Annotated in this window: 24 protein-coding genes; 19 read left to right on the plus strand and 5 right to left on the minus strand. The window is 61.7% G+C overall.

All coding sequences use genetic code 11. The features are described from left to right. The first annotated feature begins 17 nt into the window (after positions 1-17). The 9 genes from BSL82_RS04805 to BSL82_RS04845 all read left to right on the plus strand — a co-directional run bounded on the left by BSL82_RS04805 (position 18) and on the right by BSL82_RS04845 (position 7,976). On the plus strand, positions 18-665 hold the full coding sequence (locus BSL82_RS04805; protein ID WP_072598600.1) for a nuclear transport factor 2 family protein: 648 nt from the start codon (positions 18-20) through the stop codon (positions 663-665). Positions 666-694: 29 nt separating this feature from the next. Further along, positions 695-1,402 carry a CoA transferase subunit A gene (locus BSL82_RS04810; RefSeq protein ID WP_072596270.1) on the plus strand — a complete coding sequence of 236 codons (708 nt, stop codon included), beginning with the start codon at positions 695-697 and terminating at the stop codon, positions 1,400-1,402. After that, positions 1,402-2,070, plus strand: coding sequence for a 3-oxoacid CoA-transferase subunit B (locus tag BSL82_RS04815; protein ID WP_072596271.1), 669 nt, complete (start codon positions 1,402-1,404; stop codon positions 2,068-2,070). Before BSL82_RS04810 ends, BSL82_RS04815 begins: the two co-directional genes overlap by 1 nt. A 107-nt stretch (positions 2,071-2,177) precedes the next feature. Next, positions 2,178-2,987, plus strand: a complete 810-nt coding sequence (locus BSL82_RS04820) for a sugar phosphate isomerase/epimerase family protein (protein ID WP_158010694.1) — start codon at positions 2,178-2,180, stop codon at positions 2,985-2,987. A 105-nt stretch (positions 2,988-3,092) separates the two neighbouring features. Beyond that, on the plus strand, positions 3,093-3,848 hold the full coding sequence (locus tag BSL82_RS04825; RefSeq protein WP_072596273.1) for an SDR family NAD(P)-dependent oxidoreductase: 756 nt from the start codon (positions 3,093-3,095) through the stop codon (positions 3,846-3,848). Between the two features lie 12 nt (positions 3,849-3,860). Next, the gene (locus BSL82_RS04830) at positions 3,861-4,676 is read left to right on the plus strand and encodes an SDR family NAD(P)-dependent oxidoreductase (RefSeq protein WP_072596274.1); all 816 of its coding nucleotides are present in this window, start codon (positions 3,861-3,863) and stop codon (positions 4,674-4,676) included. Between the two features lie 61 nt (positions 4,677-4,737). After that, the gene (locus BSL82_RS04835; RefSeq protein ID WP_072596275.1) at positions 4,738-5,844 is read left to right on the plus strand and encodes a Gfo/Idh/MocA family protein; all 1,107 of its coding nucleotides are present in this window, start codon (positions 4,738-4,740) and stop codon (positions 5,842-5,844) included. 41 nt (positions 5,845-5,885) lie between these two features. Continuing rightward, positions 5,886-7,052: a phosphotransferase family protein gene (locus tag BSL82_RS04840; protein WP_158010695.1), complete on the plus strand. Its 1,167-nt coding sequence runs from the start codon at positions 5,886-5,888 to the stop codon at positions 7,050-7,052. 129 nt (positions 7,053-7,181) lie between these two features. Further along, positions 7,182-7,976: an SDR family NAD(P)-dependent oxidoreductase gene (locus tag BSL82_RS04845; RefSeq protein ID WP_072596277.1), complete on the plus strand. Its 795-nt coding sequence runs from the start codon at positions 7,182-7,184 to the stop codon at positions 7,974-7,976. 97 nt (positions 7,977-8,073) lie between these two features. Here the strand turns inward: BSL82_RS04845 and BSL82_RS04850 are convergent, their stop codons facing one another. The 3 genes from BSL82_RS04850 to BSL82_RS04860 all read right to left on the minus strand — a co-directional run bounded on the left by BSL82_RS04850 (position 8,074) and on the right by BSL82_RS04860 (position 10,402). Further along, positions 8,074-8,943 (minus strand): haloalkane dehalogenase, encoded by an 870-nt coding sequence (locus BSL82_RS04850; RefSeq protein WP_072596278.1) that lies wholly within the window; start codon positions 8,941-8,943, stop codon positions 8,074-8,076. A 203-nt stretch (positions 8,944-9,146) separates the two neighbouring features. After that, positions 9,147-9,887 carry a glucose 1-dehydrogenase gene (locus BSL82_RS04855; RefSeq protein ID WP_072596279.1) on the minus strand — a complete coding sequence of 247 codons (741 nt, stop codon included), beginning with the start codon at positions 9,885-9,887 and terminating at the stop codon, positions 9,147-9,149. A 119-nt stretch (positions 9,888-10,006) separates the two neighbouring features. Continuing rightward, positions 10,007-10,402 (minus strand): GlcG/HbpS family heme-binding protein, encoded by a 396-nt coding sequence (locus BSL82_RS04860; RefSeq protein WP_072596280.1) that lies wholly within the window; start codon positions 10,400-10,402, stop codon positions 10,007-10,009. Between the two features lie 181 nt (positions 10,403-10,583). Here BSL82_RS04860 and BSL82_RS04865 point away from each other — a divergent pair, with 181 nt between their 5' ends. From BSL82_RS04865 to BSL82_RS04875, 3 genes are all read left to right on the plus strand, one after another. After that, positions 10,584-11,339, plus strand: coding sequence for an SDR family NAD(P)-dependent oxidoreductase (locus BSL82_RS04865; RefSeq protein WP_226998625.1), 756 nt, complete (start codon positions 10,584-10,586; stop codon positions 11,337-11,339). Between the two features lie 105 nt (positions 11,340-11,444). Beyond that, on the plus strand, positions 11,445-12,287 hold the full coding sequence (locus tag BSL82_RS04870) for an enoyl-CoA hydratase/isomerase family protein (RefSeq protein ID WP_072596282.1): 843 nt from the start codon (positions 11,445-11,447) through the stop codon (positions 12,285-12,287). Position 12,288: 1 nt separating this feature from the next. Further along, positions 12,289-12,993: an epoxide hydrolase family protein gene (locus BSL82_RS04875; protein WP_072596283.1), complete on the plus strand. Its 705-nt coding sequence runs from the start codon at positions 12,289-12,291 to the stop codon at positions 12,991-12,993. On the opposite strand, the gene BSL82_RS04880 is transcribed toward BSL82_RS04875, so the two are convergent. Then, positions 12,990-14,012 carry an IS1595 family transposase gene (locus tag BSL82_RS04880; protein WP_048575010.1) on the minus strand — a complete coding sequence of 341 codons (1,023 nt, stop codon included), beginning with the start codon at positions 14,010-14,012 and terminating at the stop codon, positions 12,990-12,992. The two genes, BSL82_RS04875 and BSL82_RS04880, sit on opposite strands and share 4 nt — an antisense overlap. Positions 14,013-14,277: 265 nt before the next feature. Here BSL82_RS04880 and BSL82_RS04885 point away from each other — a divergent pair, with 265 nt between their 5' ends. Beyond that, positions 14,278-14,601: an alpha/beta fold hydrolase gene (locus BSL82_RS04885; RefSeq protein WP_072596284.1), complete on the plus strand. Its 324-nt coding sequence runs from the start codon at positions 14,278-14,280 to the stop codon at positions 14,599-14,601. 34 nt (positions 14,602-14,635) lie between these two features. On the opposite strand, the gene BSL82_RS04890 is transcribed toward BSL82_RS04885, so the two are convergent. Next, complete coding sequence (locus tag BSL82_RS04890) at positions 14,636-15,658, minus strand: IS1595 family transposase (protein ID WP_048575010.1); 1,023 nt, start codon at positions 15,656-15,658, stop codon at positions 14,636-14,638. A gap of 27 nt (positions 15,659-15,685) precedes the next feature. On the opposite strand from BSL82_RS04890, the gene BSL82_RS04895 reads away from it, so the two are divergent. The 6 genes from BSL82_RS04895 (at position 15,686) to cofC (ending at position 22,191) form a co-directional block, all read left to right on the plus strand. After that, positions 15,686-16,963 (plus strand): phosphotransferase, encoded by a 1,278-nt coding sequence (locus tag BSL82_RS04895; RefSeq protein WP_158010696.1) that lies wholly within the window; start codon positions 15,686-15,688, stop codon positions 16,961-16,963. 85 nt (positions 16,964-17,048) lie between these two features. Beyond that, positions 17,049-19,265, plus strand: coding sequence for a 5-amino-6-(D-ribitylamino)uracil--L-tyrosine 4-hydroxyphenyl transferase CofH (gene cofH, locus BSL82_RS04900; RefSeq protein ID WP_083579053.1), 2,217 nt, complete (start codon positions 17,049-17,051; stop codon positions 19,263-19,265). A gap of 10 nt (positions 19,266-19,275) precedes the next feature. Next, positions 19,276-19,947, plus strand: a complete 672-nt coding sequence (npdG, locus tag BSL82_RS04905) for an NADPH-dependent F420 reductase (RefSeq protein ID WP_072596287.1) — start codon at positions 19,276-19,278, stop codon at positions 19,945-19,947. Continuing rightward, positions 19,944-20,699: a coenzyme F420-0:L-glutamate ligase gene (gene cofE / locus BSL82_RS04910; protein ID WP_072596288.1), complete on the plus strand. Its 756-nt coding sequence runs from the start codon at positions 19,944-19,946 to the stop codon at positions 20,697-20,699. Before npdG ends, cofE begins: the two co-directional genes overlap by 4 nt. After that, complete coding sequence (gene cofD / locus BSL82_RS04915) at positions 20,696-21,631, plus strand: 2-phospho-L-lactate transferase (protein ID WP_072596289.1); 936 nt, start codon at positions 20,696-20,698, stop codon at positions 21,629-21,631. Before cofE ends, cofD begins: the two co-directional genes overlap by 4 nt. Further along, the gene (gene cofC, locus BSL82_RS04920; protein WP_072596290.1) at positions 21,628-22,191 is read left to right on the plus strand and encodes a 2-phospho-L-lactate guanylyltransferase; all 564 of its coding nucleotides are present in this window, start codon (positions 21,628-21,630) and stop codon (positions 22,189-22,191) included. Before cofD ends, cofC begins: the two co-directional genes overlap by 4 nt. Positions 22,192-22,342: the final 151 nt, after the last annotated feature.

A 22,342-nucleotide genomic window follows, 5' to 3' on the forward strand; every position in this document is an offset into this window, starting at 1 on the left:
AGGACAAGGAGAGCCGTATGACGCCGGAGGACATGGAGAAAACACTGACCTATCTTCTCGATCGCCAGGAAATCTATGATCTTATGGCGCGCTACTGCCGCGGCGTAGACCGTCTGGACAAGGATCTCGTCCTCTCCTGCTATCACGAAGACGCCCTGGACGATCATGCGATGTTCGTCGGAAACAGAGAGGAATTCTGGCGCTGGGTCGAGCCGATGCACGCCGGTTCCCAGTCGTCGACCCAGCATCTGATCGGTAATCACCTCGCCGAGATCGACGGTAACGTCGCACACGCCGAAACCTACTACTCCTTCGGTGGCATGAACCGGGAAGGTGCGCCCTTCACCTACATCGGCGGGCGCTACATCGACCGGCTAGAAAAGCGGGACGGCAAGTGGGGGATCGTCGAGCGCTTCATGCTCAACGATTGGATCGCGCCGTCTATCAACACGGTCGAGGGCTCCCAGACGCCCGAGGGCCAAACGAATTATGGCAATATCGACCCTCGAGAACTAGCCATTATGGATACGGCACCCAAGGGAAGCAGAGACCGGAACGATCCCGTTTATGCTCGCCCCCTTCGGGTCGCGCCCGAACGGGTCGAGCGCTACAAGAGCGCCGTGGCTACTCCGGCGGACACAACTGCCGAGCTCGCTCCTAGCTAATTATTTCCTGAAATTTTGGAGGTCACCAGGTGACGCGCATTTATCCTGACGCAGCTGCTGCGTTGGACGGACTATTGTTTGACGGCATGACGATTTGCGCCGGCGGATTTGGGCTCTGCGGGGTTCCAGAACAATTGATCGACGCGATTGAGCATTCCGGAGTGCGCGACCTCATCATTGTCTCCAATAATGCAGGCGTCGACGGCGTGGGCTTGGGCAAGCTCCTGCGCAGTCGGCAGGTGGCCAAGATGATTTCTTCCTATGTCGGGGAGAACAAGGAGTTCGAGCGGCAGTACCTTGCCGGGGAGCTCGAGATCGAGTTCTGCCCGCAAGGCACGCTTGCCGAGCGATGCCGTGCTGGCGGTGCTGGCATCCCAGGCTTTTACACGAAGACTGGCGTTGGGACGCAGGTCGCCGAAGGCAAGGAAACGCGCGAATTCGGAGGGGAAGAGTACCTTCTCGAGACGGGCATCCGGGCGGATCTTTCGATCATCAAGGGATGGAAGGCGGACGAGGCGGGCAATCTCATATTCCGCAAAACGGCACGCAACTTCAATCAACCGATGGCGACGGCGAGTTCCATGACCGTGGCGGAAGTCGAAGAGATCGTGCCGATCGGGACCTTGGACCCCGACACAATCCATGTGCCGGGAATTTTTATCAAGCGCCTGTTCGTCGGAACGCCGTTGCCGAAGAAGATTGAATTCCGCGTGACGCGGCCTCGGGAGATTGCATGATGGCCTGGACCCGCGACCAAATGGCCGTCCGAGCTGCACAGGAGCTTGAAGAAGGCTTCTATGTAAACCTCGGCATCGGCATTCCTACGCTCGTCGCCAATAACGTCCCGAAAGGGATGACGGTCACGTTCCAGTCCGAGAACGGTATGCTCGGCATCGGCCCCTCCCCCTTTGAAGGTGAGGAAGATGCCGATCTGATCAATGCTGGAAAGCAAACGATATCGGAGCTGCCCTCTTCCTCTTATTTCTCGTCGTCGGACAGCTTCGCCATGATCCGTGGAGGGCATATCGACCTGACGATATTGGGCGCGATGGAGGTGTCGCAGGGCGGTGACCTGGCGAATTGGCTGATCCCCGGCAAGATGATCAAGGGCATGGGCGGCGCCATGGACCTGGTCGCAGGGGTCAAGCGGGTGATCGTCCTGATGGAGCATTCGTCGAAATCCGGCGCACCCAAATTCGTGCCCTCCTGCACGCTGCCCCTGACCGGCAAGAACGTCGTCGATATGATCGTCACCGAGCTTTGCGTGATGTCACGGGCTGACCGTCAGAGCCCATTCGAGCTTGTGGAACTCGCCGAGGGCGTCTCTTACGAGCAACTGGCCGCAGCCACTGCGGGCGAGTTCGTGAATAGGCTGGGTGACGTTCGAACGCGCGCCAGCGCATGACCATCGATCAACAATCGTATCCGGCTGAGGATCCTGCGCTCATCCTATGGCCTGCAGGAATCAATCGACCGTGGCGCGATTTGATCGATATTGCCACTCGTGCCCGAATGGACGGCATTTCCCTCAGTCCTCTCACTCTGCGTGATATTGAGAAGGATAAGGACGGGAGCGCAGGATTTGGGGAGCGACTGGCGGCAGCGGGACTTTATGTCAGCCATCTCGACGGGGTGTCGAGTTGGGCGGCCGAGCGCCATCCTGATCGCGACGATCCATCCTACGGCCTAGTGCATCCGCTTTTTGACTTTTCCGTTGGTGAGTTGCTCGATTTCGCGGGCAAGTTCAACATTCGGTCGGTCGCGGCGGTAGGTGCATTCTCGAAGGGGGCGATCGGCTTCGACGAAATCTGTAGATCCTTTGCGGACTTTTGCGACCAAGCTAAGGCGCAGGACATTTGGGTCGACCTGGAGTTCATTCCTCACTGGGGAATTCCTGACCTTCCTGCCGCATGGCGGCTCCTGTCCGCGGTCGACAAGGATAACTGCGGCATCCTTGTCGACAATTGGCATCTACAAAAGGGCTCTGCCGATTTCGAAGCCGACATGGCCTTGTTCGACGAGATCCCCGGGCGGTTCCTACGAGCGCTCCAGCTCTGCGACGATACGGTCGAGATGCGAGAGACCACGACATTCGGTGAGTTGATCAAGCACGGCCGAGACTTCCCTGGCGAGGGCGAGTTGGCGGTCGACCGCGTCCTGACATCTCTCCTGAAAAAGGGTGGATTGAAATGTGTGGGCGCCGAGCCCTTCTCCGCCGAACTTGCCGACTTGTCCGCGGATGAGATCGCCCTTCGGACCGACCGCTCGGTGCGCGGCGCGCTGGCGACCGCTTATGAAGGGCTGCGTTCGACTTGCGCGTGAGCGCAAAGGCGCCGCCGAAGGAACGCGTGACCCTCTGCCCGCCGAACGGAGCGGCGGCAGCGATGGCATCAACCGGCGCAGCAAAGCGTCAAACGGGAGAGAGGCATGAAACGACTTGAAGGCAGGGTGGCAATCGTCACCGGCGCTGCTCAGGGGATCGGCCAGGCAATCGCGCAGCGGTTCCTCGAGGAAGGCGCGTTCGTTATGTGCGCGGACCATCAGAGCACCGTTCACGACAGCGTCGCGGCGTATGGCGACCGCGCGCGTTCGACCGTCGTCGACGTGACCAACGAAGCCGGCATGCGCGCAATGGTCGAAGCGACGCAAGAGCAATGGGGCGGCCGTGTCGACATCCTTTGCAACAACGCGGGTATCAGCGGAAGGCGCCTCAAACTGGGCGATGCCACCGAGGCCGACTTTGATGAAGTCACCGATATCGACCTTAAGGGCGTTTTCTTCGGGATGAAGCTTGTCCTGCCGATCATGGAGGCGGCCGGACGGGGATCGATCGTCAACATCGCTTCTGCGGCAGGACTGATCGCAGTCCCGACGCTCGCGATTTATACGGGGGCGAAGTCCGGAGTGATCGGGCTCACCAGGGCGGCCGCTTGGGAGTATGGCGGCGCCAATGTGCGGGTGAACGCGATTTGCCCGGGAGGCGTGCTGACGCCGCTAAACCGGCAGTTTCACGAACAGCAGGATGCTGGAGCATCTAATAACGAGTGGATCAAGAAGCACGCGCTCGGCCGGCTTGCCGAACCGAGCGAGATCGCTTCGGTCGCAGCCTTCCTGGCCAGCGACGACGCATCCTTCATCACCGGCGTGGCGCTGCCCGTCGACGGCGGAATGACCGCGGAATAGGATGGGACGTCAATGACAACCTCTCACCCCAATTTCGCTGGCAAGCGGGTGCTCGTAACGGGCGCCAGCCGCGGCGTCGGAGCCGCGACTGCAAAGGCATTTGCCAGGCTCGGCGCCACAGCCATTCTGACAGCGCGCAGCGCCGACAAGCTCGAGGCGATCGCCGAAGAGATACGGTCGGAAGGAGGCTGTGCGGAAGTGCGTCCAGCCGATTTGTCCACCCGCGAGGCTTGTCGCAGCCTTGCCTTAGCCTGCGGCGAGGTGGACGTACTGATCAACAACGCATCAGAGACCTCTTCCACCTTCCAGAGTGTGCTGAAGCGCGACGATGCGTTCTGGGATCTGAGCCAGGCATTGTGCTTCTTGGCGCCGCTGACGCTGATGCAGGAACTTGTCCCCGGCATGATCGAACGGGGTCAGGGAGTGGTTCTCAATATATCGAGCATGGCCGCGCAACAACCCGTTCCGTATCGCGCGCCCTACTCCATCTACAAGGGCGCCCTCGAGACACTGTCAAAGGTGGCCGGTCTCGAGCTTGCGGCACAGAGAACCGGTGTTCGCGTGAATGCCGTAGCGCTGGGTGCGACGGACACGGAAGCGCTCGCTGAATCGTGTGGCCCCGATCTGGATGTCCGTGCCGTGGTCGAGAAAACCTCCCCGCTGGGCCGCGCCATCGCGGTCGAAGAGGTGGCGGACTTCTGCGTGTACCTCGCGTCCGATTCCGCAGCACCGATACTGGGCACTGTTTTGAACATTGACGGGGGCATGACGGCGGGAAGTTACAGCTTCGTTGGCAGCTACGGCTCCGCGGACGCCGGCGCAAACTAGATGAATGCGTTCTACCGACCCTTTTGAACAGTGGTCGGCGATCAGGAAGGAGCATGACGCGATGGGCGAGAAGTTGGGTGTAGGTATCGTCGGACTGACACCGGGGCGAAGCTGGTCGGCGTTCGCCCATGTTCCCGCGCTACAGGCATTGTCTGACACATTCTCGTTCAACGCCGTCGCGAATTCCAGCGCCGAGAGTGCTAAACGAGCGGCAGCCGAACTCGGCTCGCTTCAAGCCTATGGAAGCGTGGGCGAGATGGCGACTGCAGACGACATCGACATCGTATCCGTCACGGTGAAGGTGCCACACCATCTCGCGCTCGCACGTCAAGCAATCGATGCTGGAAAGCACATCTATTGCGAATGGCCCCTCGGCAATGGCCTTGCCGAGGCGCGTGAACTGGCGGATTTGGCGAAAAATCGGTCGATCGTAGCCGTGGCGGGCCTCCAGGCAACGGCGGCGCCTGCTATCCGGTATGCGGCCGACCTCATTGCGGAGGGTTATGTAGGCGATGTCATCTCCAGCACGCTTGTCGGCGACGGCGGTAGCTGGGGACCCGAAACGTCGAATGCCTACGATTATATTCTTGATCGAGCCAACGGCGCCACGATGCTGACAATCCCGCTAGGTCATACACTCGCTGGGGTAGTGGAGATGCTTGGCCCGATCGCGGACGTTCTGGCGACAGTGACGACCCGCTTTCCCCTGGTGAAAGTCGTCGAGACCGGCGAGATGAAGCCGATGACGGCTCCTGACCAGATCATTGTCAGCGCGACCCTCGAATCCGGCGCACCGCTCGCGATACATTATCGGGGCGGCGTCAGCCGGAGTACCGGCCTGCTATGGGAGATCCTTGGCACGAAGGGCGATCTTCGGATCACCGGAAGCCAAGGCCATGCCCAGATGGTCGACCTCGCACTGAGCGGCGCCCAGGGTGAAGGATCGGCCGTAGCGCCGCTCGATATCCCCGAGCGCTACCTGGACAATCTGCCGAGCGCGGCTGTCCCTGGAAACGTTGCCCGCATGTATGCAGACATGGCACTCGACATCCGGAGCGGTACGCAGCGTGCACCAAGCTTCGAAGACGCAGTCGGCATTCACCAGATCATCGACGCAATTGAAGCGTCGGCGGCAAGCGGTGTCCGCGTACGACCGGATTCGAGGTGAGCTCAAGCAAGACGGTCACGGCGCGAACAGAAAGAGATACCATGGAACTTAGCTTGGCGGAGCGGGATGACCGGATAAGGCAGTCGTTTCAACAGGAGGTTGAGAGCAGCTTCGTCGCCCGAAATATTGGCGAACTGCCGCATTCCTATGACACGATCTCAACCGATTGGCTGACATCGATCCTCTGTCGGAACACGAACGGTGCGGTGGTCGCCGATTATTCGCTCGGAGCACCCGATGACGGTACATCGAACCGTCGACGGATATTTTTGAGGTACAACGCAGCCGGGCAAGCCGCGGGCCTGCCGTCCACCGTTTTTTGCAAATCTTCGCAAAAACTCGTTCACCGCCTCCAACATGCCAACATCGGGCTAGTGATTGGCGAAGTGGCGTTTTATTCGCGCTATCGCCCAATGTTCGACATCGAAGCGCCAAATCCGATTTTCGCGGCGTATGACCCCGTAAGCTATAATTCCATAATCATGCTGGAAGATCTTGACGAACGAGGCGCCGGTTTTTGCAACCATGAAACTCCGATAACCCGTGGTCGTATCGAGAACCAGTTGTCCACGCTCGCGCAGCTTCATGGTCGCTATTATGGGACTTCCGAGGTCGCAGATGCCAAGATAATGACCTTGGAAGGCATTTTCAGAGCGACCGACCGGTGGCTCGGACTCGAAGTCGCCTGTGACAAAGGATTTGCGGCCGCAGAAAGCGTCATTCCGAACAGGCTGTTTCGCCGAAGGGCAGAAGTCTGGGAGCCGACGCTCAAGGCGGTGGAGATGCAAAACTCCCTACCCCTCACCTTCACTCACAACGACGTCCACCTGCGCAATTGGTACATAACGGGTGAAGGCCGCATGGGCCTGTCCGATTGGCAGACGTTTGCCCGCGGTCACTGGGGCTTCGATCTCGCCTATCTGATTTCCTGCAATCTAACGGTCGAGAACAGGCGCCTTTGGGAGAGCGATCTCATAAGATATTATGTCGAAGAACTGCGGGAGTTCGGTGGGCCGACCGTGTCGTTCGACGACGCTTTCCTGCTCTATCGGCGCCATTTTCTGAGCGCGCTCACTTGGTGGACGGTGACTAACGCACCGCCGGAAAACGGACCCGAATACTATCAGCCGGAAGACGCCACTCTGGAATTCATCGGTCGGATGACCACCGCGATCGACGATCTCGACGCCATGGACAGCTATGATTGACTTGCACGCAGGCGACCGAATTCATCGGACTGATTTGCAAGCTGCCTTTCCGACCTCTTGATCGCGCAAACGTTAACATCGATCCGACCGGCCATCATTCAGTGTTGCCGCATGGCGGGAGAATGACAAATGCAACGGTTTAAAGGAAAAGTGGCGCTCATTACGGGCGGCGGCGAAGGCATCGGCGAGGCGACGGCGCGCCGCCTGGCAGCCGAAGGGGCGCAAGTGGTCGTCACCGGCCGGCGCCAGGCGTTGATCGAAGCTGTCGCAAAAGACATCGGCGGTCTCGCCGTTGCCGGCGATATCGCCGACGAGGCGCATGTACGCACGGCCGTGGCAGCCACCGTCGAGCATTTCGGCGCGCTCGACATTCTCATTGCGAATGCGGGAGTATCCATGTCCGGCTCCGTGGTCGAAATCGACATGGACGTGTTCCGCCGCTCGATGGCCGTCAATGTCGAAGGCGCGCTCTTGGCTGCGAAGTACGCCATCCCGCATATGCGGCAGCGCGGCGGCGGCGCCATCGTACTTGTGTCGTCGCAAGCCGCTTTCGTTGCCTACCCTGACCTGATTGCCTACACCTCGGCCAAGTCGGCGATGCTGGGACTCAGCCGCTCGATCGCGATCGATTACGGGCCAGATCGCATTCGCTGCAACGTGCTGTGCCCCGCCTGGGTGCGTAGCGCGATGACCGACGCGACATTCGGTGACCTTGCGCGTTCGCGAGGAAGGAGCCTGGAGGATGTTTTCGCGCAGGCTATGAAGCCGACGCCGCTCCGTCGGATGGCCACGCCGGAGGAGATGGCAGGACCGATTGCCTTCCTGGCGTCCGACGACGCCTCGTTCATAACTGGAACCGCGCTGACCGCAGATGGCGGCGGCGCGATCATAGATCCCAGCATGCAGGCAATCGAAAGCATCTGAAGGGAGACGGGAGCCCGCTTGATACCGATCGGGTAGAGGTCGCCATCGCTTGACTGGGTAATGTCGCGAACGGTTCAGAAAAGCAGTCGTGCACGGTTCAGCGTGCGAGCCATTCTGCGATCGCCGCCGCAATTGCCGCGGGACAATCCTCCGGCACCTGGTGCAGAGCCTCGCCGACGAAGGCTGCTTCGCAGTTGCCGAGACTTGCGGCGTAAGCCAGCGCGTCCTTGGGCGGCATGTTCGCGCCAGGGCGTGCGTAAAGGAGAAGCTTGGGACACAGATTGTCGACAAGCCATTTCTCATTCGCGCTCAGACGCTCGGCAACATCGGCCGGTTCTCCGGCAATGGGAACTTCGCATGCAAATCGATGCAGCGGCATCCTGTCGGCGCGCTGCCGGAACGGCGCGCGGTACCCTTCCATCTCGTCTGCGGACAGCGAACGGAGAATGGTCTTGGGCAGCACCTCCTCGATGAACAAATTGCGGTCGATAACCATTTCGCGGCCTCGGTCGGCTGAACGGAAGGCGCAAAAGGTTTCGGCAGCAAGCGGGGGAAAATCTTCCCAAGCGCGAAATGCGCGGATCGGTTCGATCAGAACGATCTTCTGTGCGAATCCCGGAACGCGGCGGGCTCGGTCCACGCCGAGAGCGGCGCCCCATCCGTGTGTCACCAGAACGCAATCGGTCAGGCCCATGCTGTCGCAGAACGCGTCCAAGTAACGCAAATGGTCGCTATAGCGATACTCGATCGCGGGCTTACCTGACTGCCCCATGCCGATCAGGTCTACGGCGATACAGCGACCCGATTTGGCAAGGCTGGGCGCCACATTGCGCCACAGATAGGATGAGGTTGGGCTGCCATGAAGAAACAGCAAGGGCCGCCCTACGCCGCCGGCGAAGTAATGCATCATCGAGCCGAGCGTCTCGATTTGACCGGGGTCAAAAGACGCGAAGGCGTTCACGCCCACCGACGCTTCTCATTTTCAAAATCGCGCGTCGAACATTTGCCTCGCGACGATCGCAAGCGCCGGAGTGCGTCCGACGCTGACGGCATGGCGGAGAGCGCGGCCATGTTTAAGACGGCCTCATGGTTGATCTTGCGCTCATGGGCATCCCCGAACTCTCAGCTTTTCCGACGATACACGCACATTCTGGGCCTGCGGATCACCTCCTAGTGACAGGTCAGCCCGCCATCGATGACGAATTCGGCACCGGTGGCAAAGGCGCACTCGTCTGAAGCCAGCAACACGACGACGCTTGCGATCTCATCGGGCTGACCAACGCGCCCGGCGGGTGTCACGCTGTTGACCGCTGCGGTAAGTTCCGGATCCCCGGACAGTTGGGACATGGGGGTGTCGATCGTTCCAGGATGAATCGAGTTCACCCGGATGTTGAGCGGAGCCAGTTCCAAAGCTGCGGATTTCGTCATGCCGCGCACGGCGAACTTCGTGCCGACGTAGCCGAGCATCTGCGGAAGCCCGACAATTCCCGCTGCCGATGAGATATTGATGATAGCGCCTCCGCCCGCGCGTCGCATCGAAGGAATCACGGCCTTTGTGCCGAGGAAGATCGACACCATGTTGATGTCGACGATCCTTCTGAATTCGACCTCGCTGGTATCTTCGATCGGCCCGTAGGCCGCGATGCCCGCATTGTTGACTAGGACCGAAATCGGCCCGAAGCGTCGTTCCGCCACTTCGACTACCTTCGCCCACTGATCGGCTTGTGTGACATCATGCGCAATGAAATGCGCGTGATCACCTAGCGCCTCGGCGGTGGCAAGGCCTTCGTCGGAGAGCACATCGGTTAGAACGACGCTCGCCCCTTCCTCGACCAGACGCCGCGCGAACGCGGCGCCCATTCCGCGCGCACCTCCCGTGATGACCGCGACCTTCCCAGAGGCTCTTCCCATCGCATCCTTCTCCACCTTCCGCGACGCCCCTCTTCCCGCGTTAAACCGCTATAGGGGCGTTAAACCGCTATAGGGGCGTTAAACCGCTATAGGGGCGTTCCGCACCGAAAACTGGTCGCCTACCAGCGCAAAGCGCCCGCGCCGGCCTGGGCCACTTGCTCATCCTCATGGCCGAGAGCTCCGGACACGCCGATCGCGCCGACGAGAGTCCCCTCATGCATGAGCGGCAATCCGCCTGGAAACGGCATAAGGCCGGGAATGGCGATCATGTTCGGCATTGATTCTGCCATCGTGCCGATTGCAGAAGTCGGCATGCGCAGGTTCACTGCGGTCTTCGCCTTTGCTTCAGCAACCGTAAGGGAGACCAGGGAGGCCGCGTCAAGCCGATCCAGCCGAATGGCGTTGCCCGCATCGTCGGTGACGACGATGGTCACGCCAAAGCCATGTGCCTCGGCTTCCGCACGCGCAGCGAGACCGATCGCGTCTGCTTGAGCGAGCGTCAAATAAGGTTTCATCGGCACAGACTGTGTCTCCCATCTCTGTTTGCTCTTGGGATCCGATCGACGAGGCGAAGCCTCGGGGCTCGGTACCTATGGGATATTATCTTCCGTTCCTCCCACTGCCTGTCACAGCCAGGGGTGACAGTGGCAAACGGAGCGTCATGCGATGAAAGGCGGAGCATTGCAGGAGTGGGTTTTGCGCGACCTCAACGGGAAATCGGTCATCGTGACCGGCGGAGCGAGCGGCATTGGGCGCTCCACTGCGCTTCTGCTGGCTGAGGCAGGGGCGTTGATCACCGTTGCGGATCGGAATGAGGCCGGCTGCACCGAGACCGTCGAAATGATCGGAGCCAAGGGCGGTGTTGCCCAAAGCTGTGGCATCGATGTGACGAGTGAGTCGGCGGTTCGAGATTTGGTGCAGCTCGCTGTTTCCCGGTTTGGCGGCCTGCACGGAGCGGCTAATGCGGCCGGGATTGTTGGATCTTCGATCGCGATCGAAGACATGCCGCTGGAAGAATGGTCCCGCGTCATCTCCATCAATCTGACGGCGCAGTTCCTGTGCCTGAAATACCAGGCACGCGCCATGCTGGACACGGGCGGCGGCTCCATCGTCATGGTGTCCTCGACGGCCTCGATGATCGGTTTTCCACTGACCTCCGCTTATTGCGCGTCGAAGGCTGGCGTGCTGGGCCTGGTACGTAGCGCGAGCTGCGAATATTCGAAAAGAGGCGTGCGGGTAAACGCCTTGCTGCCCGGCGCGACGCGCACTCCGATGTTCGAGGGCGCAATGGCGGCAAGCGGGCTCGAAGATTATGTGGCGGCAACGCATCCGATCGGACGGTTCGCTGAACCGGACGAAATCGGCAGGGCCATTCGCTGGTTGATTTCGGATGAGGCGTCCTACGTCACGGGCTCTGCCATGGCCGTGGATGGCGGGAACACTTCGATCTAGTTCTTTTTGAAGACTGCTCGGGCTGTAACGGGCGATGGTGACACCGAACATGCGCAGCGTGCGCTAGAACGTCAGAAACCATGCACAAGCATTGAGCGGGAGCATATGGAGGGGACCACCGAGAGCGCGATCGTTATCGACCGGGATCGGGGCGTCGCCACATTGCGGCTCAACCGTCCTGCGGCGGGAAACGCCATCGACCTCGCGACCTCGCAGGCGCTCGCCTACGCCACGGCAGAGCTTGATAACGATCCCGACGTGCGATGCGTACTGCTCACCGGCACCGGCCGCTTCTTCTGCGTCGGTGGCGCCCTCGGCGATTTCCAGGCAGCCGGGGCCGACCTGCCTTCGCTTATCCAGAAGATCACGATCAACCTTCATGCCGCCGTGAGCGCTCTGATGCGCATGCCGAAGCCGGTCGTGACCGCCGTGAACGGCCCTGCGGCCGGTGCCGGATTGGGGCTCGCGGCCTTGGGCGACGTGGTCCTTGCGGCGCCTGGTGCCCATTTTTCGACCGCCTACTCTGCGATCGGCTTTACCGGAGACGCCGGCGTGACCTGGCTGTTGCCGCGTCTGGTCGGAATACGGACGGCGCAGGACATGCTGCTTACCAACCGCCGCATGTCGAGCCACGAGGCCGAAGGCGCCGGGCTTATCACTCGCGTAGTTCCCGACGAACGTCTGATGGACGAGGCGCTTGCAGTCGCAATCTCGCTGGCGGAAGGTCCCGTTCGCGCGCTCGGATCGATCCGGCGGCTTGTCGCCGATGCCACATCTTCAACGTTAGAGGAGCAGTTGGCGGCGGAATCGCGGTCGATTTGCGAAGCCGCTGCGCGGCCCGAAAGCCGCGAGGGCATCGCGGCTTTCGTCGAGAGACGCAACCCCGCCTTCGCCGACGTGTCCGATCCGTCGTGGCGGAGCTTTGCTACCACAGAACCGAGCGAGTGAGATGGAACCCTTCGTCATAAAGGTGCCCGAGGACGAACTGGACGATCTCCAACACCGTTTGGAGCGCACGCGCTGGGTCCAGGATTTCGGGAACGACGATTGGCGTTACGGCGCCAATACCTCCTACCTCCGCGAGTTGGTAGACTATTGGCGCCGCGACTATGACTGGCGGGCGCGGGAAGCGGAGATGAACCGCTATCCTCATTTCCGCACGACAATCGAAAACGTCCCTGTTCATTTCCTGCACATTGCCGGAAAAGGTCCGAATCCCAAGCCGCTGATCCTCAATCACGGCTGGCCCTGGACGTTCTGGGATTACCGCAAGCTGCTCGGACCGCTTTCGGATCCGGCAGCCTTCGGCGGCGACAGCAAGGACGCTTTTACCCTGATCGTCCCTTCCCTGCCCGGCTTCGGATTCTCGACCCCTCTGGTTGAAACCGGCATGAACTGGGCGCGCACCGCCGATCTATGGGTCAAGTTGATGCGCGATGTCCTTGGCTATGACCGGTTCGCGTCGGTCGGTGGCGATTATGGCGCATTTGTTACTGCGCAGCTTGGTCACAAATATGTGAGCCAGATGATCGGCTGCTATGTCCACTTGATGGCGCCACTAGACATGTACGAGGGTGGCTCAATCCCTCTCGAGGATTTTGGACCTGGCGAGGAACACTGGCCGGCGATCAACGAAGCGTGCCTATCCGCTTAAGGCATACACCCACTAGATATGGTATGGTGGGTCCATTGGCCTGAGTAGAGTTCGGCAAAGGTCGGCGCCTCGATATCACTGGCGATCCCGAGGAGGGATCGGAAGGCGTTGAACGGGTAGAAGCGGCGATTGAAGCGGAAAGTGAACTCGTTGAGGTAGGCTTGCAGATGCTTGGTGCTGACGCCGTGGTGGATGCCGTTGAGCCACGCTTTGAGGTTTGAGAACACCAGATGGACGATGGGCAGGAACTCTTCGGACACCTCCGGGTCGCCACACTGGGCGATGGCGTGATGGTCGTAACCGCCGCCCTGCAACCCGCTATAGCCGCTCCAATCATCGGTGATGACCAGCGTTCCCGGCTCGACCGCGCTCTGTACAAAGCCACCAAGGGCACCGGCACTGCGGTCTGCACCGATGGCCAATCGAACCCTTCCGGCATAGCGTCCGTTCCGGCGGCGGTCCTGGCCAGTGCCAGGCTCCCGGTGACGAACTTCGACGGCGGCGACCACCAGCGTTTTGTGGTGGGTTCCCCGGCCTTCGCCGCGCGTTCGCCCGCCGATCCAGGTCTCATCGACCTCGACATGCTGACCGCTCTGCCCGCCGATCCGATCCTGATCGGGGCGCACCATCGCGGCGCGCAGTTTATGGAGCAGGCCAAAGGCCGTCTCGTACCGGGTCAGGCCAAGCTGGCGCTGCAACTGGACGGCAGATATGCCGGTCGTCTGACTCGCAACCAGGTAAGCGGCCCAGAACCACACGCTGAGCGGGATGTGGCTTCGTTCCATGGCCGTGCCGACCATCAGGCCGGTCTGACGGCGACACGAGCGGCACATCAGGATGACAGGCCGAGTGGTGAAACGAAACGGATCGCCGACGACGCCACAGCGTGGGCACGCAAATCCATCAGGCCAGCGAGCTTTTTCAAGCCAGGACGCGCAAGCGCCATCATCCGGGAAAAGCCGCTGGAACTCGGGGAGGGATTTCGGGAACGGCAGCTTGTCGCGGTCAAGAACGTCCACAATCCCCACCCTTTACAACCGCTTTGGGTGGCACCAAGCCGCAGGAAAAGTCAGGCGCGCGCCACAAGGCAGCCACTAGATGTAGTGGGTGTATGCGTCAAGCGGATAGGCACGCAACGAAGCTTTCTGGAAGGACGAAGCGGGCTATTACGTTCTTCAGGCGACTAAACCCCAGACTCCTGCCATCGGTCTGAATGACTCGCCGGCTGGCCTGCTCGCTTGGCTGGTTGAGAAGCGGCGCACGTGGAGCCACGGCGAAGGCGACGTGGAGCGGCGCTTCACGAAAGACGACCTGATCGACAATGCCATGATCTACTGGATCACCCAGAGTTATGGGACGTCGGCGCGCTATTATTACGAAGCGGTTCATCAACCATGGCGGCCCTCGCATAACCGCATGCCTGTGGTCGAGGCACCAACGGGCCTAGGCCTTTTTACGCACGACGTCGTTCCTCGGCCAAGGCGCTGGCTGGAGCGCTACTATAACGTCAAACAGCTGCGTGTGCACGAAAGCGGAGGGCATTTTGCCGCGATGGAAGAGCCTGACACCTTGATCAGCGACATACGTGACTTTTTCAAAATGCTTTGACGCGATCTCAGAAAGACCAACCGTGCCTATCCGCTTAAGGCATACACCCACTAGATATGGTATGGTGGGTCCATTGGCCTGAGTAGAGTTCGGCAAAGGTCGGCGCCTCGATATCACTGGCGATCCCGAGGAGGGATCGGAAGGCGTTGAACGGGTAGAAGCGGCGATTGAAGCGGAAAGTGAACTCGTTGAGGTAGGCTTGCAGATGCTTGGTGCTGACGCCGTGGTGGATGCCGTTGAGCCACGCTTTGAGGTTTGAGAACACCAGATGGACGATGGGCAGGAACTCTTCGGACACCTCCGGGTCGCCACACTGGGCGATGGCGTGATGGTCGTAACCGCCGCCCTGCAACCCGCTATAGCCGCTCCAATCATCGGTGATGACCAGCGTTCCCGGCTCGACCGCGCTCTGTACAAAGCCACCAAGGGCACCGGCACTGCGGTCTGCACCGATGGCCAATCGAACCCTTCCGGCATAGCGTCCGTTCCGGCGGCGGTCCTGGCCAGTGCCAGGCTCCCGGTGACGAACTTCGACGGCGGCGACCACCAGCGTTTTGTGGTGGGTTCCCCGGCCTTCGCCGCGCGTTCGCCCGCCGATCCAGGTCTCATCGACCTCGACATGCTGACCGCTCTGCCCGCCGATCCGATCCTGATCGGGGCGCACCATCGCGGCGCGCAGTTTATGGAGCAGGCCAAAGGCCGTCTCGTACCGGGTCAGGCCAAGCTGGCGCTGCAACTGGACGGCAGATATGCCGGTCGTCTGACTCGCAACCAGGTAAGCGGCCCAGAACCACACGCTGAGCGGGATGTGGCTTCGTTCCATGGCCGTGCCGACCATCAGGCCGGTCTGACGGCGACACGAGCGGCACATCAGGATGACAGGCCGAGTGGTGAAACGAAACGGATCGCCGACGACGCCACAGCGTGGGCACGCAAATCCATCAGGCCAGCGAGCTTTTTCAAGCCAGGACGCGCAAGCGCCATCATCCGGGAAAAGCCGCTGGAACTCGGGGAGGGATTTCGGGAACGGCAGCTTGTCGCGGTCAAGAACGTCCACAATCCCCACCCTTTACAACCGCTTTGGGTGGCACCAAGCCGCAGGAAAAGTCAGGCGCGCGCCACAAGGCAGCCACTAGATGTAGTGGGTGTATGCGTCAAGCGGATAGGCACGAGACCAACATTTCGATCGACCCGACAAGGATGTTGGAAAAATCAAATATTCGAGGAAAAAAAGGAAAATAATCTGATGACGATTGCAATTCCTCAGTCGGCTGCTGATTTCACCCCGGATCTTTTTACAAAAGTCGCCCGCCAACTATATCCCGACCTAACGGTCACGAACGCGAAGCTCATCAAGTTGCACGCATATGGCGAAGGCAACGTGTCCACGACCGAGCGCGCGACTTTCGAGCTGGAATATGGGCCGGGTGCGCCTGACCTTCCAAAACGCGTCATGCTGAAGCTGTCGCTTGGATCGCCGGATCAGGATCCTGATGCCTGGTATCTTCAACTCTATGCCCTGTTCAGAAACGAAGTGAACTTTTACAACGGCATCCGCCCTGAGTTGGAGATCGAGGCCCCGCGGACGCTCGGCGGCTATTTCGATCCCGAAACCAAACAATATCTGCTGGTTCTGGAAGATCTCAGCGAGCGGAATGCAAGCTTTCCGACGATGCTCGACGTCGTCGAGGTCAGCGACGTCCAACACGTGCTGGACACCTATGCGAAGCTACACGCGACCTTTTGGGGCAGCAGCCGCTTTTCGCAGGACCTTTCCTGGGTTGAAACCCATCTGGAGGGCGGTGTCGAAACGCTCATGCGTAGCGCCATCCCTGTCGGCATCCGCAACGAACTTTCGCTTCACAAATTCAAACGTGAAACGCTGGAGTGGCTCGGTACGACCGAACCGCAGCTCTTTGCAGGTATGTGCGCGCTTAAGGCGCATCAGGCGACGCTTCCGCAGACGCTTCTGCACGGTGATAGCCACCTCATGAACACGTATCGGCTGCCTGACGGCACTGGAGGATTGCATGACTGGCAGCTGTGCGTGCGCGGCTACGCCCTGAACGACGTATCCTATTTTATCACGACGGCCCTGTCGATCGACTTGCGGCGCAAGCATGAGCGCGAACTGCTGCGTTATTATCGGGAGAAGCTGCTCAGCTTTGGGGTCGCATCGCCGCCCGATGAGGAGACGCTCTGGAACGAGCATCGCCGGGCAACGCACTGGTCATTGTACAACGGCTGGATTCCATGCCCCGCCGAAAGTTACGGCTGGGATCTCCTTGCCACGGCGATGCAGCGTGTTGCGGTGGCCTTCTCCGACCATGACACCCATCGCCTCGTAGCCCAAATTTCATAGGACCCAGATCATTTTTTCCCGAGGGTCTTCACCTGAATGCGTCTACGAACGCCCGCTAGCTGATCTACTCAACCTAAGTGAGCAGATGACAATCGAAGCCAGCGGGTCGGTCGTCACATATTCGCGCAAGGTGTTCATCCCGCTCACGATGCTCTGCCGCGACGTTTGTCATTATTGTACGTTTGCCAAGGCCCCGCGTGAGGTGCGGTCGCCTTATCTCAGCCGTGACGAGGTCCTCACGATCGCTCGTACCGGTGTCGAGGCGGGATGCCGCGAGGCGCTGTTCACGCTCGGCGATCGTCCCGAGGCGCGCTACGGCGCCGCGCGCGATGCGCTGGCGGCGATGGGGTTTGAGAGCACGCTGGCCTATCTCGGCGCTATGGCGAAGGCCGTGCTCGACGAGACCGGGCTGCTGCCGCATCTCAATGCCGGGCTGATGGATGACGCCGATTACGCCGCGTTGCGCCCCGTGTCGGCGTCGATGGGCTTGATGCTGGAGACGGCATCGGATCGCCTGTCCGAAAGGGGCGGTCCGCATCATGGATCGCCCGACAAGGTGCCAGCGCGTCGCTTGGAAGCGATTGAGGCCGCCGGGCGCGCGAAGGTGCCGTTCACGACCGGCCTGCTGATCGGGATCGGCGAGACGCGCGAGGAACGGATCGAGGCGTTGCTGGCAATCCGTGACACGCACCGCCGCCATGGCCATATCCAGGAAGTGATCATCCAGAACTTCCGCGCCAAGCCCGGCACGCGGATGGCCGATCACGCCGAGCCGTCGCTTGACGAGCATCTTTGGACGATCGCGGTCGCGCGGCTGATCCTCGGGCCGGACATGGTCATCCAGGCCCCGCCGAACCTTCATTCGCCCGAAGAGCTTGCGGCGGTGTTGCGCGCCGGCGTCAACGATTGGGGCGGCGTTTCGCCGGTCACGCCCGATCACGTGAATCCCGAAGCGCCCTGGCCGCATCTCGATCTGCTCGACCGGGCGACCGCGGCCGCTGGGCGGGTGCTGCGCGAGCGGCTCGCGATCGGTCCAGCCTATGCGCGGCAGCCCGAGGCGTGGATGGAACCGGCGCTAGCAAAGGTGGTGCGGCGCTCGGTCGATGCGCGGGGTCTGCCGATCGTCGACGGCTGGCACCCCGGTACGTCCGTGCCCATGCCGATCGAACATCGCGACGGCACGACCGTCCGCTCAAATTCGGTGCGCGAGATACTGGGGCGTGCGCTCGAAGGTGTGCGGCTCGAGGAAGCGGACATCGTCCGGCTGTTCGAAACCGACGGGCCGGATGTGGCGCTGGTGGCCAATGCGGCCGACGGATTGCGGCGCCGGATGGCGGGTGATGCGATCACCTACGTCGTCAACCGCAACATCAACTACACCAATATCTGCCTCTACAAATGCGGCTTCTGCGCCTTCTCCAAGGGGACGGCGAAGGATTTGCGCGGCCCGGCCTACAAGCTCGATTTCGAGGAAGTCGGGCGGCGCGCGGCCGAGGCGGATGATCGCGGTGCGACCGAGGTCTGCCTGCAGGGCGGCATCCATCCCGATTATGACGGCCACACCTATCTCAACGTCCTGCGCGCGGTGCGCGCGGCGGCGCCGTCGATCCACATCCATGCCTTCTCGCCGCTCGAAGTGACGCATGGCGCGAGCACGCTCGGCCTGTCGCTCCATGACTTCCTGTCGATGCTGAAGGCCGAGGGGCTTTCGACCCTGCCGGGCACGGCCGCCGAGGTGCTGGACGATGAAGTTCGCGCGATCATCTGCCCCGACAAGGTGAATACGGCGGAATGGCTCGAAGTGATGCGCACCGCGCACGCCGTCGGCCTGCGCTCGACCGCGACGATCATGTTCGGTCATGTCGATCGCTATGCCAATTGGGCGCGTCACCTGCTTCGCATCCGCGATCTGCAGGAAGAGACCGGCGGCTTCACCGAGTTCGTGCCCCTGCCCTTCGTCCATATGGAAGCGCCGATCTGGCGGCGCGGGCAGGCGCGTTCGGGGCCGAGCGCGCGCGAGACGCTGCTGATGCAGGCGGTGGCGCGGCTGGTGCTGCACCCGCTGATCCCCAACATCCAGACGAGCTGGGTGAAGCTGGGCGAGCAGGGCGTGATCGCGGCGCTGCGATCGGGGGCGAACGATCTCGGCGGCGTGCTGATGGACGAATCGATCACGCGCGCGGCGGGTGGGGTCAACGGTCAGATCTGGGATGCCGACCATATGGTCACGATCGCGGAGGCGGCCGGCCGCTTCGCGATGCAGCGCACGACACTTTATCAACCGATGACCGCCGCCGAATGAGAGGACTAGCATGACGGATAATTCAGTGATCGCCGTGGTTGGCGGGACCGGGAAGCTGGGCGCGGCGATCGCGCGCCGGCTCGCCAAAGCGGGACGCACGGTGATCATCGGTTCGCGCTCGGCGGAAAGCGCCGAAAAGGCTGCGACCGAGGTTGGGTTCGGGCTGACCGGCCTCGCCAACGCCGATGCGGCCAAGGCGGGTGACATCGTGATCGTGACCGTGCCGTTCCAGGCGCAGGACGCAACGCTCGCCGAGATCAGGCCGTTCGTCCAAGGCAAGATCGTGGTCGACACGACCGTCCCACTCGTGCCGCCGAAGGTGATGCGCGTCAAGTTGCCCGAGGAAGGGAGTGCCGCAACCCGTACCCAGAACATATTGGGCGAAAGCGTGACGGTCGTCTCCGGTTTCCACAACGTCGCCGCGCACAAGTTGGCGACCGACGCCGATATCGGCTGCGACGTGCTCGTGTTCGGGGATGACAAGGCCGCGCGCGGCAAGGTGGTCGAACTTGCCAACCAGGCGGGCTTGCGTGGCATCCATGGCGGCGCGCTGGTCAATTCGGCGGCGGCCGAGGCGCTGACCTCGATCCTCATCTTCATCAACAAGACCTATCAGGTTGACGGCGCGGGCATTACCATCACAGGAAAGCTGATCGAACACGACGCCTTAAAGTCCGCATGATCCAGATCCATCCCCTCCCGGCCATTGGTGATGTCCAGCCGGGGGACGATCTGGCGCGGATGCTGGCCGATGCCGTCCATGCGGCCGGGATCACGCCGGTCACATCGGACGTGCTGGCCGTCACCCAGAAGATCGTCTCCAAGGCCGAAGGGCGCTTCGTCGACCTCGATACGGTGACGCCCGGTTCCAGGGCGCGTGAGCTTGCTGATGTGACGCGCAAGGACCCGCGGCTGGTCGAGCTCGTGCTGGCGGAATCGCAGAATGTGGTGCGGGCGGTGCCGCATGTGCTGATCACGCGCCATCGCTCCGGTCATGTCATGGCCAACGCCGGGATCGATCGCTCAAACATCGGTCCGGGTGGTGGCGAGCGCGCGCTGTTGCTGCCCGTTGATGCCGACGCTTCCGCTGCGCGGCTGCGCGAGGCGTTGGCGGCGATCTGGCCGGAGCCGCCGGCGGTGTTGATCACCGACAGTTTCGGGCGTCCCTGGCGTTACGGCGTCACCTGCGTCGCGATCGGAGCGAGCGGAATGCCCTCGCTGGTCGATCGCCGGGGCGACATCGATCGCGACGGGCGGACGCTCGAGGTCACCCAGATCGCCCTTGGCGACATGATCGCGACCGCTGCTGGTCTTGCCACGGGCGAGGGAGCAGAAAGCGTGCCCGCCGCGCTGGTGCGCGGACTGGAGTGGGCCGTCGCGGACAATCCCGCATCGGCTCTCGTTCGTCCACTTGAAGAGGATCTTTTCCAGTGAGCGGCCGGGTCACAATCCTCACAGGGGGCGTCGGTGGCGCCAAGCTCGTGCTCGGCCTCTGCCATGCGATCCCGGCCGACACAGTGACCGCGATCGTCAATACCGGCGATGATTTCCGGCATCTCGGCCTCTCGATCTCGCCCGATATCGATACGCTGCTTTACACGCTGTCGGGCAAGGCCAATGCTGCACAGGGCTGGGGCCGCGAAGGCGAAAGCTGGAGCTTCATGGATGCTGTGCGCTCGCTGGGTGGCGAGGACTGGTTCCAGCTCGGCGACGGCGATCTCGCGCTGCACGTGCTGCGCAGCGAGAGATTGCGGACGGGCGATCCACTTTCTGCGATCATCGCTGATTTCGCTGCAGCATGGGGCATTGCGGCGCCCATGCTGCCGATGACCGACGATGTCGTCGCGACCAAGGTCGAAACCAACGAGGGGCTGCTGGACTTCCAGCATTATTTCGTGCGCCGCCGCTGCGAGCCCGTCGTCCGCTCGATCCGCTTCGAAGGCGCGACGGCGGCAAGGCCGGGGCCGGGTGTGATCAAGGCGCTCTCGAATCCCGATTGCGAAGCCGTGCTGATCGCGCCATCCAACCCTTTTCTGAGCGTCGATCCGATCCTCTCGGTGCCGGGCATCAGGGAGGCGCTGGCCGGATCACGCGCGCCGGTGATCGCCGTCTCGCCGATCGTCAGCGGCAAGGCGGTCAAGGGGCCGACCGCCAAGATGATGACCGAGCTCGGGCTGGATATCAGCGCGGCGGCGGTCGCCGATCATTATGCCGGGGTGATCGACGCTATGCTGGTCGACGAGCGCGACCCGCCACAGGACCTCGCAATCCCATCGGCGCGGGCGGATACGCTGATGACGACGCTGCATGATCGCATTCGCGTGGCCCGCACCGCCCTCGATCTGGCAGCTTCGGTCCGCCGATGAGCTGGACGGCGGTCGTCCCGCTCAAGACGAGGGGTGAGCGCAAAAGCCGTCTCGCCGAATTGCTTTCGGCAGAAGAACGAGCCGCACTGAGCATCCGCATGTTCCGCCACGTCGTTGATGTGCTTGCAGATATTCCTGCCATCGGCCGGATCGTCGTGCTTGCGGACCAGCGCCCCTCCGGTTGGGACAGCGATTGGATCGCTGATTCGGGGCGCGGTCTCAATGCCGAGCTCGACTTGGTGCGCAAGGCAGTGACAGGCGACCTGATCGTGTTGCACGCCGACCTGCCCTTGCTCGCAAGTGAAGATGTGATTGCGCTGATAGCGGCGGCGGCGCGGCGAGGCCTCGCGATTGCTCCCGACCGGCACGGCACTGGTACGAACAGCATAGCGATAAAAGGGGGAGAAGAAATCGATTTCGCCTTCGGCGCCGATAGCTACCGCCTGCATCGAAAGCAGCGTCCGGATGCCGAAGTGGTCAAACGCGGCGGGTTCGAGCTTGATCTCGACACGAAGGATGATCTCAAAATTGCCGAAAGCCTGGGCGTCGAGGTCTGCTAGGCGACGCCGGCAAGTGCCCTTCAAACAAGTTCGATCAGCGTAGGGGAAGAACCGCCGGCCCGCAGGGCCGCTGGATCGATCACTGTCCTATTTGTCGCCGGCCAGCGCCGCGAGTTGGCAGATTGCAAATGTGCGACATTTCATTCAATAT

Origin of the sequence: Tardibacter chloracetimidivorans (assembly GCF_001890385.1) — a bacterium.
GTDB lineage: Bacteria > Pseudomonadota > Alphaproteobacteria > Sphingomonadales > Sphingomonadaceae > Tardibacter > Tardibacter chloracetimidivorans.